This is a genomic window from Comamonas sp. E6 (assembly GCF_001010305.1).
GTDB lineage: Bacteria > Pseudomonadota > Gammaproteobacteria > Burkholderiales > Burkholderiaceae_C > Comamonas > Comamonas thiooxydans.
Map to the genome: position 1 here is coordinate 44,827 of NZ_BBXH01000020.1, position 14,116 is coordinate 58,942.

The following is a 14,116-nucleotide window of genomic DNA, read 5'->3' on the forward strand; positions in this document are numbered from 1 at the left end:
GCGTCGCAGCGAGGCGCAGGGACAAGCGCGGCCCAGGCTACATTCGCAGGATTACAACCCGCAAGGAGCATCAGCCATGAGTCAGATCACGCATCAAGCCATTGTCATGACGGAATACGGAGGCCCCGAGGTTCTGCAGATCGCCTCGGTCGCTTCGCTGCCGCTGACGGCTGGACAGGTGCGCGTGCGACACACGCGCATTGGCGTGAACTTTCACGATATCTATGTGCGCTCCGGGCTTTACAAGACGCTGGCGCTGCCGGGCACGCCCGGCATCGAAGCCGTGGGGGTGGTAGCAGAAGTGGGAGAAGGCGTGACTCGCTTCAGGCCCGGCGACCGGGTCTGCTATGTCTCTGGCGCCTATGCCATCTACGCCGCCGAGCGCGTGATTGCGGGCGACGAGCTGATTGCCGTGCCCGATGACCTCAGCGATGCGCTGGTCGCATCCAGCCTGCTGCGCGGGCTGACGGCCGATGTGCTGCTGCACCGGGTGGCTCGGGTAAGCCAGGGATCGCGGATTCTGGTGCAGGCCGCCGGTGGCGGCATGGGGCAGATTCTGAGCCAGTGGGCCACGCAGTTGGGGGCCATGGTGATCGGCACGGCAGGCAGCGATGCCACGGCAAAAAAGGCCGACCAGGCCGGCTGCGTGGAGGTGATCCGCTATCGCGGCGTGGGCGCCCAGGATGTGGCTGTGCGTGTGCAGCAGTTGACCGGCGGCGAAGGCGTGGATGTGGCTTATGACGGCGTGGGCAAGGACAGTTTCGATGCCTCGCTGGCCAGTCTGGGCATCGGCGGCCAGCTGGTGATGTACGGGCAGTCTTCCGGTCCGGTGCCGCCGCTGGAGATTGCGCGTCTGGCCGCGAAGTCGAACAGCGTGTGCCGGCCCATGGTGTTTCACTTCGTCAAAAAGCCCAGAGAGCGCGATGCCATGGCCGCGCGCCTGTTCGAGGCGCTGCGCAAAAAGCATTTCCGCATGGGTGAGCCGCAGGAGTTTGCGCTGGCCGATGCGGCGCAGGCCCACCGGCAGCTGGAGGCGCATGGCGCCCAGCAGCCGATTTTGCTCGTGCCCTGACGGGAGTGGTCTGCGGTGCGGTCTTATTGCGCGCCGGCTTGAGGGCGTGGCAGATAGACCTCGTGCCACAGGCTGACTTTTTCGTGCTCGTCAAAACGCATGAGCAGCATGGCGACAAAGTGCTGGGCGCCGCCATCTGCCTTGGTGATGCAGACATCCATGGAAAAGACCACGGAGTCTTCGTCGGCCGTGGTGTGCCGGATGTCGTAGCGAATGCCTTCCATGTCCTGCTTCATGCCTTCGAGAAACTCGCGATAGCTCTCGAGGTCCGCTGCATAGTGGCGGCCGTTGGGCTCGACCACGAATTGCTCGGCAAAGCATTCGGCCACCTGCTCGCGGCTCAGCGTGGTGTGACGACTCAGGTGGCGCTGGTTCCAGTCGAGCACGGCATGGGCCAGCTCCAGATTGCGTTGTCGTTTTGCGTGCATGAAGACCAGTATAGAAGAGCCGATTCCGGGCTCGCTCCGCATTTCTGATGTGGATCGATTTATAAATTTCTATAGCGGCTAGCGCCTTGTATCAATGGATACTGAGATGATTCACACTTGAAATCGACCTGTGTCTTGCGTAACCAGCTATGGTTTTACCAAAGCTGAGATCGGGGGGCACGTAAAAAAGCCCGCAGACTTTGCAGTCTGCGGGCTTTTTGCCACCCTGAGACCCGGAAATCCGGGCCTGGGTGTGCCGATCAACGCTGAGCGATAGGCTTGACGTCGCGCGACACGGAGCCGGTGAACAACTGGCGGGGACGGCCGATCTTGTACTCGGGGTCGGCCATTTGTTCGTTGAGCTGAGCGATCCAGCCCACGGTACGGGCCAGAGCGAAGATGCCGGTGAACAGGTTGACGGGGATGCCGATGGCGCGCTGCACGATGCCGGAGTAGAAGTCCACGTTGGGGTAGAGCTTGCGCTGGACGAAGTAGTCGTCTTCCAGAGCAATCTTTTCCAGCTTCTTGGCCAGGGCGAACAGGGGATCGTTTTCCAGACCCAGCTCGGCCAGGATTTCGTTGCAGGTTTCCTGCATCAGCTTGGCGCGGGGGTCGTAGTTCTTGTAGACGCGGTGGCCAAAGCCCATCAGCTTCACGCCGCTGGTCTTGTCCTTGACCTGTTCCATGAACTCGCCGACCTTTTCGATGCCGCCATTGGCCTGGATGCCTTCCAGCATGTTCAGGCAGGCTTCGTTGGCGCCGCCGTGGGCAGGGCCCCACAGACAGGCCACGCCAGCGGAGATGGCGGCGAAGGGGTTGGTGCCCGAAGAGCCGCACAGACGCACGGTGGAGGTCGAAGCGTTCTGCTCGTGGTCGGCGTGCAGGATGAAGATGCGGTCCAGAGCGCGCTCAACCACGGGGTTGACCTTGTACTCTTCGCAAGGGTTGCCGAACATCATGCGCATGAAGTTGCCGGCATACGACAGGTCGTTCTTGGGGTACATGTAGGGCTGGCCCATACCGTACTTGTATGCCATGGCGACCAGCGTAGGCATCTTGGCGATCAGGCGGATCGCAGCGATGTTGCGGTGCTCTGGGTTGGTGATGTCGGTGCTGTCGTGGTAGAAGGCCGACATGCCGCCCACCAGACCGGTCAGCACGGCCATGGGGTGAGCGTCACGACGGAAGCCGCGCAGGAAGAACTGCATCTGCTCGTTGACCATGGTGTGCTTGGTCACCAGCTCTTCGAAGTTGGCCTTTTCCTTCTCGTTGGGCAGTTCCCCGTACAGCAGCAGGTAGCAGGTTTCCAGGAAGTTGCAGTTCTTGGCCAGTTGTTCGATGGGGTAGCCGCGGTACAGCAGCTCGCCCTTGTCGCCATCGATGTAGGTGATGGCGGATTGGCAGGCGGCGGTAGAGAGGAAGCCTGGGTCATACGTGAACATGCCAGTCTGGGCATAGAGCTTGCGGATGTCGATCACATCCGGGCCGATATTGCCCTGGTACACCGGCATTTCCACACTGGGAGCGCCATTGCTGAAAGACAGCGTTGCTTTGTTGTCAGCGAGTTTCATTTCCAAACTTCCTTCTCTAGTTTGCCTAGCCTACTGGGGACAGTTACCGGGCTGGCGCTTGCGCACCATCTCCAGCACTTCCCTGACTTCTTGGGTATCGAGTTGTCCTTCAGGTTCCTTGCGACGCAAGAAAAGATCCATCAGGTCGTTGTCTGCCAGATCCATCAAGGCAGACAGGCCAGTCGCGTGTCTCCGCGTGAGCTGGCTTCCGTAGGTGGCGAAGAACTGCTCGATGAACAGATCGTTCTCAACCAGACCACGGCGGCTGCGCCACCTCAGCAGGTCGCGCTCACGTTCGTCGAGCAGAGTATTCGTCATCAGCATCAGACGGTTCGACGAACCATCAGCTCCTTGATCTTGCCAATGGCTGCGGTGGGGTTCAGGTGCTTGGGGCACACGTCCACGCAGTTCATGATGGTGTGGCAGCGGAAGAGGCGGTAAGGATCTTCCAGATTGTCAAGGCGCTCGCCCGTGGCCGTGTCGCGGCTGTCCGCGATGAAGCGGTAAGCCTGCAGCAGACCGGCCGGGCCCACGAACTTGTCGGGGTTCCACCAGAACGAGGGGCAGCTGGTGGAGCAGCTGGCGCACAGAATGCACTCGTACAGGCCGTTGAGCTCTTCGCGCTCTTCGGGCGACTGCAGGCGCTCCTTGCTGGGCGATGCGTAGACATCGCTTTGCAGGTAGGGCTTGATCGAGTGGTACTGCTTGAAGAACTGGGTCATGTCCACGATCAGATCGCGGATGACGGGCAGGCCGGGCAGGGGCTTGAGAACGATGTCGCCCTTGAGGGTGTTCATGTTCGTCAGGCAGGCCAGGCCGTTCTTGCCGTTGATGTTCATGGCGTCGGAGCCGCACACGCCTTCACGGCAGGAGCGACGGAAGGCAATGGAGGGGTCCATGGCCTTGAGCTTGACCAGGGCGTCCAGCAGCATGCGCTCGTGACCGTCCAGCTCCACTTGCACTGTTTGCATGTAGGGCTTGGCGTCTTTATCCGGATCGTAGCGGTAGATTTTGAATGTGCGCTTCATTTTGATCTTCTCTCGTGGGCTGCTGAATTAGAACGTGCGGACCTTGGGAGGAACGCTGGCAACGGTCAGGGGCTTGAGGTTCACAGGCTTGTAGGTCAGGCTGTTGGTCGCGCTGTCCCACAGGGTGTGCTTGAGCCATTCCTTGTCGTTGCGGCCCAGGGGGAATTCGGCGTGGTCGGCAGGGTGCTCGTAGTCGTACACGGTGTGTGCACCACGGCATTCCTTGCGGGCTGCGGCCGAGGTCATGGTGGCTTGTGCCACTTCGATCAGGTTGTCCACTTCCAGGGCTTCCATGCGAGCGGTGTTCCACACCATGGACTTGTCCTTCAGGGTCACGGAGCCGACCTTGTCGCGGATCGCGTTGATCTTGGCGACGCCTTCGTCCATGCTCTTTTGCGTGCGGAACACGCCAGCATGAGTCTGCATGGATTGACGGATCTCGCCAGCGACGTCCTGGGCGTACGTGCCGTCCTTGGAGTCCTGCAGCTGGTTGAGGCGGGCCAGGGTGCGGTCGGCGCCATCGGCGGGCACTTCGTGGTGAGCGCCGAAGCCGTTGACGAATTCCACGATGTGCTTGCCGGCAGACTTGCCGAAGACCAGCAGATCCAGCAGCGAGTTGGTGCCCAGGCGGTTGGCGCCGTGCACGGACACGCACGAGCATTCGCCCACGGCGTAGAGACCGTTGACCACATTGTTCTGCTGACCGTCCCAGACCACGACCTGACCGTTGATGTTGGTCGGGATGCCGCCCATCTGGTAGTGGATGGTGGGAACCACGGGAATGGGTTCCTTGGTGATGTCCACGTTGGCGAAGTTGTGGCCGATTTCTTCCACGGAAGGCAGACGCTTGCGGATGGTTTCGGCACCCAGGTGGTCCAGCTTCATCAGGATGTAGTCCTTGTTGGGACCGCAGCCGCGACCTTCCTTGATTTCCTGGTCCATCGAACGCGACACGAAGTCACGCGGTGCCAGATCCTTCAGCGTGGGAGCGTAACGCTCCATGAAGCGCTCGCCTTCGCTATTCAAAAGAATAGCGCCTTCGCCGCGGCAGCCTTCGGTCAGCAGCACGCCGGCACCGGCCACGCCGGTGGGGTGGAACTGCCAGAACTCCATGTCCTGCAGCGGGATGCCGGCGCGAGCAGCCATGCCCAGGCCGTCACCGGTGTTGATGAAGGCATTGGTCGAAGCCTGGAAGATGCGACCGGCGCCGCCGGTGGCCAGCAGCACGGCCTTGGCGTGCAGCTCGTACAGATCGCCGGTTTCCAGTTCCAGTGCGGTCACGCCGACCACATCGCCCTGGGTGTTGCGGATCAGGTCCAGCGCCATCCACTCCACGAAGAAGTTGGTCTTGGACTTGACGTTCTGCTGGTACAGCGTGTGCAGCATGGCGTGACCGGTACGGTCAGCGGCAGCGCAGGCGCGTTGCACGGGCTTTTCGCCGTAGTTGGCTGTGTGGCCGCCGAAGGGGCGCTGGTAGATGGTGCCGTCGGCATTGCGGTCGAAAGGCATGCCGAAGTGCTCGAGCTCGATCACGACGTTCGGCGCTTCACGGCACATGAACTCGATGGCGTCCTGGTCGCCCAGCCAGTCGGAGCCCTTGATGGTGTCGTAGAAGTGATAGTGCCAGTTGTCTTCGCTCATATTGCCCAGCGAAGCGGACACGCCGCCCTGAGCGGCCACAGTGTGCGAGCGAGTGGGGAAAACCTTGGACAGCGAGGCGACGGACAGACCGGCGCGCGACAGTTCCAGCGCAGCGCGCAGGCCGGAGCCGCCGGCACCGACGATCACGACGTCAAACTTGCGCTTGGTGATATTTGCTTTGGAGTAGCTCATTCTTAACCTTCAATCGTGGAGACTGTGTCTCAATCAGAGACGCCACAGAACCTGGATGCCCCAGCCGATGCAGCCGACCAGCCAGACAATGGTGACCACTTGCAGTGCAAGGCGCAGGCCCACGGGCTTGACGTAGTCCATCCAGATGTCACGCACGCCGATCCAGGCATGCCAGCCCAGAGCCACGAAGAGGGCCAGGGTCAGAAACTTCATCCACTGGGGAGCAAAAATGCCGGCCCACTGCTCGTAGCCCACGGGGCCGCCGACCGTCAGAAAGCGCACCAGCAGCACAACGGTGTACAGCGCCATCAGGACGGCGGTAGAGCGTTGAGCCAGAAAGTCGCGGGTGCCATAGTGCGCACCGACAACGGTGCGCTTGGAGCCGTAATTCACGGACATGGTTGTTTCCTTATCGTGAGGTGTTATTGACTGGGCGCTGATCAGTACAGGCCGAACAGCTTGGCGCCAAGCACCACGGTCAGGGCAACGCTGATGCACAGAACGACGGCGGCGGTGGACTTGCCGGTCTGCTTGTTCACGGCGTGGTGGTTCACGTCCATCACCAGATGGCGGACACCTGCGCAGAAGTGGTGCAGATAGGCCCAGATCAGTGCCAGGCAGACGAGCTTGGCAAACCAGCCAAAGGGACCTGCGAATACCGACGTGAAGGAATCAAACGAAATTTCCGACGAGATCGAGTTGTCGAACATCCAGATGATGAACGGCAGCAGGATCGCCATCAGCAGGCCGCTGACGCGGTGCAAGATGGACACAATGCCTGCCAGGGGCAGGCGATAGGTCGGTAGGTCCGAGAAGAAGTTGATATTGCGGAACTCTGGCCGCTGTTTTGCTTTTTGCTCTGTCATGGCAGGGTACTTTCGTGGATGTAACTGCGTTGTAATCGCTAGTGCGAAGCGACACAAAATTCTATTGCAATGCAGCAGAATCCGTTAGCCGAATTTGCATAGCAGATGATTGGGTTCTGTTGCAATCAACGCTTTTACGGGGGGATTCAGTTCAATGCATTGCGGTAATGATGGGTGTCGGTGCGGTACAGGCCGCGTCGTAACTCCATGGGAACATCGTTGTATGTGTAAGCAGTTCGCTCCACGCTGAGCAGTGGCGTGGTGCTGGGAATGTTCAGCAACTGGGCTTGCTCGGCATCCGGCAGAACGGCGCGAATTTTCTCGTCGGCCCGCACCATGCGCACGCCATAGTCGAGCTCGAACATCGCGTAAGTGGGGCCCTGGTAGTTGGACATCTGTTCGGCCGTCAGCCCCTTGAAGGCGTTGCCAGGCAGCCAGATGTCCTCCAAAATAGTCGGGATTGCAGCAAAGGACAGGGTGCGGCGCACATGCATCACGGCGTCGCCGGTGCGCAGGGCCAGGGCGCGGGCCACTTCGGCAGGCGCGCGCAGGCGGCGGCACTCGAGGATGTGGCGCTCTGCGCGGCCTTCGCCCTGCAGGTCGCCAGCATCGGGGCGCAGATTCAGAAAGCGGTACTGCACCTGTTGGGCGGCGTGAGTGGCCACAAACGTGCCTTTGCCCTGGCGGCGCATGACCAGGTTTTCGGCAGCCAGCTCATCGATTGCCTTGCGCACCGTGCCCTGGCTGACCTTGAAGCGTGCTGCCAGCTCCATTTCACTGGGGATCAGTTCTCCGGGGCGCCATTCGCCAGCTTCCAGACTTTGCAGGATCAGGCCCTTGATCTGCTGGTACAGAGGGCTGAAGGCTGGGGTGGAGACGCCGGCACCACCGCTATGGCTGGCGTTGTTGTCCGGGGCTGTGTTGTGGGGGCTGGGCATAGTTGGTTTTGAAGGTATCGCCTCCGCGATGCGATGCACAAAAAACAGTCGATTTGACTCTGGTCGCTAAGTGAAGATCATATCTTATATAAGACATAAGACAAATTGACCGGGCTTTGATTTCAGCAGTACACTTGCCGCATGTTTGCGGAGCTTGCGCTACTGGTGGTTACGCTGGTGCAACCTGGCGCCCATAACATCTCAATTTTTTCCAATCTTGGAGTTTCACCATGAGCAAGAAGCCCGTCCGTGTCGCCGTTACCGGCGCAGCTGGCCAAATCGGTTACGCCCTGTTGTTCCGCATCGCCTCTGGCGAAATGCTGGGTAAAGATCAGCCCGTTATTCTGCAACTGCTGGAAATCCCCGACGAAAAGGCTCAAAACGCTCTGAAGGGCGTGATCATGGAGCTGGAAGACTGCGCCTTCCCCCTGCTGGCCGGCATCGAAGCCCACGCCGACCCCATGACCGCCTTCAAGGACACCGACTACGCTCTGCTGGTGGGTGCCCGTCCTCGTGGCCCCGGCATGGAACGTGCTGACCTGCTGGCTGCCAACGCCCAGATCTTCACCGCCCAGGGCAAGGCTCTGAACGCCGTGGCTTCGCGCAATGTCAAGGTTCTGGTGGTCGGCAACCCCGCCAACACCAATGCCTACATCGCCATGAAGTCGGCTCCCGATCTGCCCGCCAAGAACTTCACCGCCATGCTGCGCCTGGACCACAACCGCGCTGCTTCCCAACTGGCTGCCAAGGGCGGCTTCAAGGTTGGCGACATCAAGAAGCTGACCGTGTGGGGCAACCACTCGCCCACTATGTACGCCGACTACCGCTTCGCCACCGTGGACGGCAAGTCCGTGAAGGAAGCCATCAACGACCAGGAATGGAATGCCAACGTGTTCCTGCCCACCGTGGGCAAGCGCGGCGCCGCCATCATCGCTGCTCGCGGTCTGTCGTCGGCTGCTTCGGCTGCCAACGCTGCCATCGATCACATGCGTGACTGGGCCCTGGGCTCCAACGGCGAATGGGTCACCATGGGCGTGCCTTCCAACGGCGAGTACGGCATCCCCGCCGGTATCGTGTTCGGTTTCCCCGTGACCACCACAGCTGACGGCGAATACAAGATCGTCGAAGGTCTGGAAATCGACGCCTTCTCGCAAGAGTGCATCAACAAGACTCTGGCTGAGCTGCAAGGCGAGCAGGACGGCGTCAAGCACCTGCTGTAATCAGCGCAAAACCTATGCAAGACTGGAACCCTGCGCTATATCTGCGCTTTGCCAATGAGCGCACGCGCCCTGCGGCAGAACTGCTGGCAAGAGTACCTTCCAGCTTGCATTCACCCGCTCGCAGCCTCCGCATCGTGGATCTGGGCTGCGGGCCGGGCAACTCCACCGAACTTCTGGTGGAACGTTTTCCCGGCGCCGATGTGCTCGGTGTCGACAATTCCGAAGCCATGCTGGAGACTGCGCGTAGGCAGTTGCCGCAGGCCAGGTTCGAGGCCGGTGATATTGCCTCCTGGGCACCTGCTGAAGGTGAGCCAGCACCTGATTTGATTTATGCGAATGCCTCCATCCAGTGGGTGGGCGAGCATGAGAGCCTGATTCCCCGTCTGTTTTCGTTGCTGGCGCCCGGTGGCGTGCTGGCCGTGCAGATGCCTGACAACCGTCAGGAACCCTCGCACCGAAACATGCGCGAAGTCGCCCAGTTGCCCCGGTTTGTGGCGCACATCGGGGACGCGAGCAAGGTGCGTACCGAAATTTTGCCCATAGGGGTGTATTACGACCTGCTGGCAGCGCCCCAGCCGGCGGCTCCCGCCAATGAGGCTGCGAGCGTGGATGTGTGGCACACCGTCTACCAGCATCCCATGGACTCGGCCGCAGCGATTGTGCAGTGGCTCAGCAGCACGGGCCTCAAGCCTTTCGTGGAAGGTTTGCCCCGGGAGCTGCAAGCCGAGTATCTGACCGAGTATCAAAGCCGCATCGATGCGGCGTATCCGGAGCGAGCCGACGGCAAGCGTCTGCTGGCTTTTCCCCGACTTTTCATGGTGGCTCAGCGCAAGTCATGACGAAAGAACTGGTTCATCCCGCCACCGTGCTGCTCGATGCTCAGGGTGGCGCTCAGCGTCTGCCCGTCTGCGATCACTACAGCGGCGTGGAAGCGCGCATGCGCAAAAGCCTGCAGTTGCAGGCAGAGATGATGCAGGAGTTCGGCACCTGTGTGTTCGACGTGACGCTGGACTGCGAGGATGGCGCTCCTGTCGGCCAGGAGGCCGAGCACGCTCGCCTGGTGGTCGAGCTGGCGAATGGAGCTGCTCAAGGCGCGCGCGTGGCGGCCCGGGTGCATGCGGTGGAGCATGCTCATTTCCAGGCAGACATGGACATCATTGCCGGCGGCGCGGCGGACAAGCTCTGCCACATCATGATTCCCAAGGTGGAGTCGGTGGATGACGTCATCAAGGCCGAAGCAGCCCTGCAGCGCGCGACAGACAAGCGTGTGCCGCTACATGTCTTGATTGAGTCTCCTGCTGCCGTGCAGCAGGCCTTCGACATTGCCGCGCACCCGGCCGTGCAAAGCATCTCCTTCGGGCTGATGGATTTTGTCTCGGCTCACGGCGGCGCCATCCCGGCCTCCGCCATGACGGCACAGGGCCAGTTCGAGCATCCCTTGGTCGTTCGTGCCAAGCTCGAGATCGCGGCAGCCTGCCATGCCCACGGCAAGGTGCCCTCGCACTGCGTGGTCACGGAATTCAAGAATCCTGAAGCTTTGCAGGCTTGTGCGCAAAAAGCCTCGCGTGAGCTCGGCTACACACGCATGTGGAGCATCCATCCTGACCAGATTCGCCCGATTCTGCGTGCATTTGCGCCAGCAGAGGACGAAGTTCTACAGGCGGCACAAATACTTACCTCTGCAGCGGTGCAGAATTGGGCGCCCATCAGTTTTGGTGGTGTACTACACGACCGCGCGAGCTACCGCTATTTTTGGCAGTTGCTGGAGCGCGCTCACCAGACGGGGCAGGTCTTGCCGGTTGAAGTTCAACCCTGGTTTGCCCCGGCCTCAATCCGTTGAACTCATAACAAGTCTGCAGGAGCTAATTCCTATGAAGACCCTGATCGCCACTTTGATGATTGCCGCTCCCCTGGTCGCAATCAGCCACTCTGCCGTGGCAGAAACCGCTCCCAAGTCCAAGGCGGCCGCCGCCAAGAAGGCTCCCGCCGCCAAGAAGGCCACCACTACTTCCAAGAAGGGCAAGGCTGCCGCTGCCGTAGCTGCAGGTGGCGCGGGTGCTGCCGCCGCCGTGGCCGCCGGCCCGGCTTCCGCCGCACTGGGCACGGAAGAGCTGGCCGTGGCCGAGCGCGTGCACAAGGGCCGCATTGCCTGCGAGCTTGGTGCCTATGTGAATGTGAATGCCGACACCGCCAACCCCGGTTACTTCATCGTGGACGGCCGTGGCTTCAAGTACCACATGTCTCCCGTCAAGACTTCCACGGGCACCGTGCGCCTGGAAGACAAGGCTGCCGGTGCCGTGTGGCTGCAGATCGCCAACAAGTCCATGCTGATGAACCAGAAGGCCGGCCAGCGTCTGGCGGATGAGTGTATGAGCCCCGAGCAGCAGCAAGTGGCCGAAGCCATCCGCAAGAACCCACCTCCCAGCCTGCTGGACAGCAAATAAGTCTGGCGAGGCTGAGGACTGGCGTATCGCACATGCGCCAGTCCTGTAATTCGCGCTCCACGCGCAGCCTTTTTCAAAAAACCATTGGAGAGAACCCATGTTGAAAGCCTACCGTGACCATGTGGCAGAACGAGCCGCACTGGGCATCCCCCCGCTGCCTCTGGATGCCAAGCAGGTCGCAGACCTGATCGAGCTGATCAAGAACCCACCCGCTGGTGAAGATGCATTCCTGATGGATCTGCTGACCCATCGCGTGCCGCCCGGTGTGGATGATGCAGCCAAGGTCAAGGCTTCCTTCCTGGCTGCCGTGGCTCACGGCGACCTGAAGGTGGGTCTCATCTCCAAGGCCAAGGCCACCGAGCTGCTGGGCACCATGGTGGGTGGCTACAACGTTCACCCTCTGATCGAGCTGCTGGACGATGCCGAAGTGGCTGGCGTGGCTGCCGACGCGCTGAAGAAGACATTGCTGATGTTCGACTTCTTCAACGACGTGGCCGACAAGGCCAAGGCCGGCAATGCCAAGGCCAAGGAAGTGATGCAAAGCTGGGCCGATGCCGAGTGGTTCACTTCGCGTCCCAAGGTCGAGGAAAAGATCACCGTCACCGTCTTCAAGGTGCCCGGCGAGACCAATACCGATGACCTGTCGCCTGCTCCCGACGCCTGGAGCCGTCCCGATATTCCTCTGCACTACCTGGCCATGCTCAAGAACACGCGTCCCGACGCGGCGTTCAAGCCCGAAGAAGACGGCAAGCGCGGCCCCATGCAGTTCATCGAAGACCTGAAGAAGAAGGGCCATCTGGTTGCCTACGTGGGTGACGTGGTCGGTACCGGTTCTTCGCGCAAGTCCGCCACCAACTCCATCATCTGGGGCACGGGCGTGGATATTCCCTTTGTTCCCAACAAGCGCTTTGGTGGCGTGACTCTGGGCGGCAAGATCGCTCCCATCTTCTTCAACACGCAAGAAGACTCTGGCGCTCTGCCCATCGAAGTCGATGTTTCCAAGCTGGAAATGGGCGACGTGATCGACGTGCTGCCCTACGCTGGCAAGATCGTCAAGAACGGCGAAACCGTGGCTGACTTCCAGCTCAAGTCCGACGTGCTGCTGGACGAAGTGCAAGCCGGTGGCCGTATCAACCTGATCATCGGCCGTTCGCTGACCGCCAAGGCTCGCGAAGCCCTGGGTCTGCCCGCATCCACCGAATTCCGTCTGCCCCAGGCTCCTGCCGCTTCCACGGCCGGCTTCACACTGGCCCAGAAGATGGTCGGCCGCGCCTGCGGTCTGCCCGAAGGTCAGGGCGTGCGCCCCGGTACCTACTGCGAGCCTCGCATGACCACCGTGGGTTCGCAGGACACCACCGGCCCCATGACCCGCGACGAACTCAAGGATCTGGCCTGCCTGGGCTTCTCCGCCGATATGGTGATGCAGTCCTTCTGCCACACAGCGGCTTATCCCAAGCCCGTGGACGTGAAGACCCATCGCGAACTGCCCAATTTCATCAGCAACCGTGGCGGCGTGGCCCTGCGTCCTGGTGACGGCGTGATCCACAGCTGGCTCAACCGCCTGCTGCTGCCCGACACCGTGGGTACCGGTGGCGACTCGCACACCCGTTTCCCCATCGGCATCTCCTTCCCCGCAGGCTCCGGTCTGGTGGCCTTCGGCGCCGCTACCGGCGTGATGCCTCTGGACATGCCCGAATCCGTGCTGGTGCGCTTCAAGGGCGAAATGCAGCCTGGCGTGACTCTGCGCGATCTGGTGCACGCGATTCCCTTGTACGCCATCAAGCAAGGTCTGCTGACCGTGGCCAAGGCCGGCAAGATCAACGAATTCTCGGGTCGCATCCTGGAAATCGAAGGCCTGCCAGATCTGAAGGTCGAACAAGCGTTTGAGCTGTCCGACGCTTCTGCCGAGCGCTCTGCCGCCGGTTGCACGATCAAGCTGAACCCCGAGCCGATCAAGGAATACCTGACATCGAACATCGTTCTGATGAAGAACATGATCGCTGACGGTTACGCCGACGCCAAGACTCTGCAGCGCCGTATCGAAAAGGTCGAAGCCTGGCTGGCCAAGCCAGACCTGCTGGAAGCCGACAAGAACGCTGAGTACGCTCACGTCATCGAAATCGACATGTCCGACATCAAGGAACCCATCGTTTGCTGCCCGAACGATCCTGATGATGCCAAGACCCTGTCTGACGTGGCCGGCGCCAAGATCGACGAAGCCTTCATCGGTTCCTGCATGACCAACATCGGTCACTTCCGCGCCGCAGCCAAGCTGCTTGGCGGCCAGCGCGACATCCCCGTCAAGCTGTGGGTGGCTCCTCCCACCAAGATGGACCAGGACGAGCTGATCAAGGAAGGTCACTACTCTGCCTTCGGCACTGCCGGTGCCCGTACAGAAATGCCCGGCTGCTCGCTGTGCATGGGTAACCAGGCTCAAGTGCGTGAAGGTGCGACTGTCATCTCGACTTCCACTCGTAACTTCCCCAACCGTCTGGGCAAGAACACCAACGTGTATCTGGGCTCGGCCGAACTGGCAGCCATCGCTTCGCGTCTGGGTTATCTGCCTTCCAAGGAAGAGTATCTGAAGGAAATGGGCGTGATCGATGCCGACAAGGCCTCCGTCTACCGCTATATGAACTTCAACGAAATCGCCGAGTACGCTGAAGTGGCTGCCAAGATCTAAGCGTCTAGGCACCAGAAATCGAGGCCTTCAAGG

At 60.9% G+C, this 14,116-nt stretch carries 14 protein-coding genes; 6 read left to right on the forward strand and 8 right to left on the reverse strand.

Annotated elements, in window-relative coordinates:
• The first annotated feature begins 76 nt into the window (after window positions 1–76).
• Window positions 77–1,072 carry a quinone oxidoreductase gene (locus CSE6_RS17935; protein WP_034407103.1) on the forward strand — a complete coding sequence of 332 codons (996 nt, stop codon included), beginning with the start codon at window positions 77–79 and terminating at the stop codon, window positions 1,070–1,072.
• Window positions 1,073–1,095: 23 nt separating this feature from the next.
• On the opposite strand, the gene CSE6_RS17940 is transcribed toward CSE6_RS17935, so the two are convergent.
• The 8 genes from CSE6_RS17940 to CSE6_RS17975 form a co-directional block, all read right to left on the reverse strand.
• Window positions 1,096–1,500 carry a nuclear transport factor 2 family protein gene (locus CSE6_RS17940; RefSeq protein WP_238585735.1) on the reverse strand — a complete coding sequence of 135 codons (405 nt, stop codon included), beginning with the start codon at window positions 1,498–1,500 and terminating at the stop codon, window positions 1,096–1,098.
• Window positions 1,501–1,760: 260 nt separating this feature from the next.
• Window positions 1,761–3,071 (reverse strand): citrate synthase, encoded by a 1,311-nt coding sequence (locus CSE6_RS17945; RefSeq protein ID WP_003063579.1) that lies wholly within the window; start codon window positions 3,069–3,071, stop codon window positions 1,761–1,763.
• 30 nt (window positions 3,072–3,101) lie between these two features.
• The gene (locus CSE6_RS17950) at window positions 3,102–3,395 is read right to left on the reverse strand and encodes a succinate dehydrogenase assembly factor 2 (protein WP_003053208.1); all 294 of its coding nucleotides are present in this window, start codon (window positions 3,393–3,395) and stop codon (window positions 3,102–3,104) included.
• The gene (locus CSE6_RS17955; protein ID WP_003053210.1) at window positions 3,395–4,099 is read right to left on the reverse strand and encodes a succinate dehydrogenase iron-sulfur subunit; all 705 of its coding nucleotides are present in this window, start codon (window positions 4,097–4,099) and stop codon (window positions 3,395–3,397) included. Before CSE6_RS17955 ends, CSE6_RS17950 begins: the two co-directional genes overlap by 1 nt.
• A gap of 27 nt (window positions 4,100–4,126) precedes the next feature.
• Window positions 4,127–5,932 carry a succinate dehydrogenase flavoprotein subunit gene (gene sdhA / locus CSE6_RS17960; RefSeq protein ID WP_034356849.1) on the reverse strand — a complete coding sequence of 602 codons (1,806 nt, stop codon included), beginning with the start codon at window positions 5,930–5,932 and terminating at the stop codon, window positions 4,127–4,129.
• Window positions 5,933–5,965: 33 nt separating this feature from the next.
• Entirely contained in the window at window positions 5,966–6,331 is a 366-nt protein-coding gene (gene sdhD / locus CSE6_RS17965) for a succinate dehydrogenase, hydrophobic membrane anchor protein (RefSeq protein WP_003063575.1), read from the reverse strand.
• A gap of 41 nt (window positions 6,332–6,372) precedes the next feature.
• Entirely contained in the window at window positions 6,373–6,798 is a 426-nt protein-coding gene (gene sdhC, locus CSE6_RS17970; protein ID WP_003063573.1) for a succinate dehydrogenase, cytochrome b556 subunit, read from the reverse strand.
• A gap of 146 nt (window positions 6,799–6,944) precedes the next feature.
• Window positions 6,945–7,736, reverse strand: a complete 792-nt coding sequence (locus CSE6_RS17975) for a GntR family transcriptional regulator (protein ID WP_012839254.1) — start codon at window positions 7,734–7,736, stop codon at window positions 6,945–6,947.
• A gap of 230 nt (window positions 7,737–7,966) precedes the next feature.
• Between CSE6_RS17975 and CSE6_RS17980 the strand changes: the two genes are divergently transcribed.
• From CSE6_RS17980 to acnB, 5 genes are all read left to right on the forward strand, one after another.
• Complete coding sequence (locus CSE6_RS17980) at window positions 7,967–8,956, forward strand: malate dehydrogenase (protein ID WP_003063568.1); 990 nt, start codon at window positions 7,967–7,969, stop codon at window positions 8,954–8,956.
• A gap of 14 nt (window positions 8,957–8,970) precedes the next feature.
• On the forward strand, window positions 8,971–9,795 hold the full coding sequence (tam, locus tag CSE6_RS17985; RefSeq protein ID WP_034356847.1) for a trans-aconitate 2-methyltransferase: 825 nt from the start codon (window positions 8,971–8,973) through the stop codon (window positions 9,793–9,795).
• Window positions 9,792–10,796 (forward strand): CoA ester lyase, encoded by a 1,005-nt coding sequence (locus CSE6_RS17990; RefSeq protein ID WP_034356844.1) that lies wholly within the window; start codon window positions 9,792–9,794, stop codon window positions 10,794–10,796. The genes tam and CSE6_RS17990 overlap by 4 nt, the downstream gene beginning before the upstream one ends.
• Window positions 10,797–10,827: 31 nt before the next feature.
• Window positions 10,828–11,400, forward strand: coding sequence for a hypothetical protein (locus CSE6_RS17995; protein ID WP_059441149.1), 573 nt, complete (start codon window positions 10,828–10,830; stop codon window positions 11,398–11,400).
• Window positions 11,401–11,497: 97 nt separating this feature from the next.
• Entirely contained in the window at window positions 11,498–14,083 is a 2,586-nt protein-coding gene (gene acnB, locus CSE6_RS18000) for a bifunctional aconitate hydratase 2/2-methylisocitrate dehydratase (protein ID WP_003063559.1), read from the forward strand.
• Window positions 14,084–14,116 lie beyond the last annotated feature (33 nt).

Coding starts and splice junctions, on each gene's coding strand:
- CSE6_RS17935 (WP_034407103.1), top strand. CDS start 77: ATGAGTCAGATCACGCATCAAGCCATTGTCATGACGGAATACGGAGGC.
- CSE6_RS17940 (WP_238585735.1), bottom strand. CDS start 1,500: ATGCACGCAAAACGACAACGCAATCTGGAGCTGGCCCATGCCGTGCTC.
- CSE6_RS17945 (WP_003063579.1), bottom strand. CDS start 3,071: ATGAAACTCGCTGACAACAAAGCAACGCTGTCTTTCAGCAATGGCGCT.
- CSE6_RS17950 (WP_003053208.1), bottom strand. CDS start 3,395: ATGCTGATGACGAATACTCTGCTCGACGAACGTGAGCGCGACCTGCTG.
- CSE6_RS17955 (WP_003053210.1), bottom strand. CDS start 4,099: ATGAAGCGCACATTCAAAATCTACCGCTACGATCCGGATAAAGACGCC.
- sdhA (WP_034356849.1), bottom strand. CDS start 5,932: ATGAGCTACTCCAAAGCAAATATCACCAAGCGCAAGTTTGACGTCGTG.
- sdhD (WP_003063575.1), bottom strand. CDS start 6,331: ATGTCCGTGAATTACGGCTCCAAGCGCACCGTTGTCGGTGCGCACTAT.
- sdhC (WP_003063573.1), bottom strand. CDS start 6,798: ATGACAGAGCAAAAAGCAAAACAGCGGCCAGAGTTCCGCAATATCAAC.
- CSE6_RS17975 (WP_012839254.1), bottom strand. CDS start 7,736: ATGCCCAGCCCCCACAACACAGCCCCGGACAACAACGCCAGCCATAGC.
- CSE6_RS17980 (WP_003063568.1), top strand. CDS start 7,967: ATGAGCAAGAAGCCCGTCCGTGTCGCCGTTACCGGCGCAGCTGGCCAA.
- tam (WP_034356847.1), top strand. CDS start 8,971: ATGCAAGACTGGAACCCTGCGCTATATCTGCGCTTTGCCAATGAGCGC.
- CSE6_RS17990 (WP_034356844.1), top strand. CDS start 9,792: ATGACGAAAGAACTGGTTCATCCCGCCACCGTGCTGCTCGATGCTCAG.
- CSE6_RS17995 (WP_059441149.1), top strand. CDS start 10,828: ATGAAGACCCTGATCGCCACTTTGATGATTGCCGCTCCCCTGGTCGCA.
- acnB (WP_003063559.1), top strand. CDS start 11,498: ATGTTGAAAGCCTACCGTGACCATGTGGCAGAACGAGCCGCACTGGGC.